Here is a 3,076-nt window from a genome sequence, read left to right on the forward strand (position 1 = left end):
TCCACCTCGACCTCGACCGGCGTCACGTCGCTGTCCACCGGCCTTTCGACCACCAACAGCACCGTCACCTCGCTGTCGACTTCGACTTCGACTGGCATCTCGACCGCCAACAGCTCGATCGCCTCGCTGTCCACGTCGACCTCGACCGGCATCGGTTCGCTGTCCACCGGCCTCTCGACCACCAACAGCAACCTCACGTCGCTGTCGACTTCCGCTTCGACCGGCATCAGCTCGCTGTCCACCGGCCTGAGCACCGTCACGACCACCACCAACAACCTCGGCAACAGCACCGCCGCGGCGCTCGGCGGCGGTTCGACCTACAACCCGGCCACCGGCACCGTTTCCGCCCCGGCCTACGTCACCTACAACGCCAACGGCACCACCACGACCAACAACAACGTCGGTTCCACCATCAACAACATCAACAGTCAGGGCATCAAGTACTTCCACGCCAATTCCACCGGCCCTGACAGCACCGCTACCGGCACCGACGCCGTCGCCATCGGCACCGGCGCCGTCGCCGGTACCAACAACTCCGTCGCCCTCGGCGCCAATTCCGTCACCGCCGCCGCCAACCCGACCAGCAGCGCCACCATCGGCAGCACGACCTACAGCGGCTTCGCCGGCGCCACGCCTGCCGGCGTCGTCAGTGTCGGTGCGCCCGGCTCGGAACGCCAGATCACCAACGTCGCCGCCGGCCAAGTCACCGCCACCAGCACCGACGCGATCAACGGCAGCCAGCTTTACTCCGTGGCTTCCCAGGTCAGCAATGCAACCAGCGCGATTTCCTCGCTGTCCACGGGCCTCAGCACCACCAACAGCAATGTCGCTTCGCTCTCGACGTCGACTTCGACCGGCATCAGCTCGCTGTCCACCGGCTTGAGCACCACCAACNGGCTTCCCAGGTCAGCAATGCAACCAGCGCGATTTCCTCGCTGTCCACGGGCCTCAGCACCACCAACAGCAATGTCGCTTCGCTCTCGACGTCGACTTCGACCGGCATCAGCTCGCTGTCCACCGGCTTGAGCACCACCAACAGCACCGTCACCTCGCTGTCGACCTCGACCTCGTCCGGCATTTCGTCGGCCAATAGTTCGGTGGCCTCGTTGTCGACGTCGACCTCGACCGGCATCAGCTCGCTGTCCACCGGCCTCTCGACCACCAACAGCACCGTCACCTCGCTGTCGACCTCAGCTTCGACCGGCCTCTCGACCACCGACAGCTCGATCGCTTCGCTGTCCACCTCGACTTCGACCGGCATCACCTCGCTGTCCACCGGCCTCTCGACCACCAACAGCACCGTCACCTCGCTGTCGACCTCGACCTCGACCGGACTCTCGTCGGCCAACAGCTCGATCGCTTCGCTGTCCACCTCGACGTCCACCGGCGTCAGCTCGCTGTCCACCGGTTTGAGCACCGCCAACAGCACCGTGACGTCGCTGTCGACCTCGGCTTCGACTGGCATCTCGACGGCTAACAGCAGCATCGCCTCTCTGTCCACGTCGACCTCGACCGGCATCGGTTCTCTGTCCACCGGCCTGAGCACCACCAACAGCACCGTGACGTCGCTGTCGACTTCGACCTCGACCGGCCTCTCGTCGGCCAACAGCTCGATCGCGTCGCTGTCCACGTCGACCTCGACCGGCATCGGGTCTCTGTCCACCGGCATGAGCACCACCAACAGCACCGTGACGTCGCTGTCGACTTCGACCTCGACCGGCCTCTCGTCGGCCAACAGCTCGATCGCGTCGTTGTCCACGTCGACCTCGACCGGTGTCAGCTCGCTGTCCACCGGCCTCTCGACCACCAACAGCACCGTCACCTCGCTGTCGACTTCGACCTCGACCGGCCTCTCGTCGGCCAACAGCTCGATCGCGTCGCTGTCCACGTCGACCTCGACCGCCAGCAGCTCGCTGTCCACCGGCATCAGCACGGCCAGCAGCAACGTCGCGTCGCTGTCGACGTCGACCTCGACCGGTATCAGCTCGCTGTCCACCGGCCTCTCGACCACCAACAGCACCGTCACCTCGCTGTCGACTTCGACCTCGACCGGCCTCTCGTCGGCCAACAGCTCGATCGCGTCGCTGTCCACGTCGACCTCGACCGGCATCAGCTCGCTGTCCACCGGCCTCAGCACGACCGACAGCAGTGTCGCGTCGCTCTCGACGTCGACGTCGACCGGTATCAGTTCGCTGTCCACCGGCCTCAGCACTGCCAGCAGCAACGTCGCGTCGCTTTCGACGTCGACCTCGACCGGTATCAGCTCGCTGTCGACCGGCCTCAGCACGACCAACAGCAATGTCGCTTCGCTCTCCACGTCGACGTCGACCGGCATCAGCTCGCTGTCCACCGGTTTGAGCACCACCAACAGCACCGTGACGTCACTGTCGACCTCGACCTCGACCGGCCTCTCGTCGGCCAACAGTTCGATCGCGTCGTTGTCCACGTCGACCTCGACCGGCATCGGCTCGCTGTCCACCGGCATCTCGACCACCGATAGCACCGTCGCGTCGCTGTCCACGTCGACCTCGACCGGCATCAGCTCGCTGTCCACCGGCCTCTCGACCACCGATAGCACCGTCGCGTCGCTGTCGACCTCATCCTCGACCGGCATCAGCTCGCTGTCCACCGGCCTCAGCACGACCGACAGCACGGTCGCTTCGCTCTCCACGTCGACTTCGACGGGAATCAGCTCGCTGTCCACCGGCCTGTCGACCACCGACAGCTCGATCGCGTCGTTGTCCACGTCGACCTCGACCGGCATCGGCTCGCTGTCCACCGGCCTCTCGACCACCAACAGCAGCCTCACCTCGCTGTCGACCTCATCCTCGACCGGCATCAGCTCGCTGTCGACCAGCATCAGCTCGATCACCACCAACACCAACAACCTCGGCAACAGCACCGCCTCGGCACTGGGTGGCGGCTCGACCTACAATCCGACGACCGGCACCGTCTCCGCGCCGTCCTACGTCACCTACAACAACAACGGCACCACCACCACCAACAACAACGTCGGCTCCGCGATCGACAACATCAACGCGAACGGCATCAAGTACTTCCATGCCAATTCGACCGA

The 3,076-nt window shown here is 65.2% G+C and carries 1 pseudogene; it reads left to right on the forward strand.

Annotated features, from left to right (window positions below):
• A pseudogene (locus RZR99_RS32455) lies at positions 1–3,076 on the forward strand (beta strand repeat-containing protein); the annotation flags it as partial.

The organism is Burkholderia alba (assembly GCF_034721475.1).
GTDB classification, from domain to species: domain Bacteria; phylum Pseudomonadota; class Gammaproteobacteria; order Burkholderiales; family Burkholderiaceae; genus Burkholderia; species Burkholderia alba.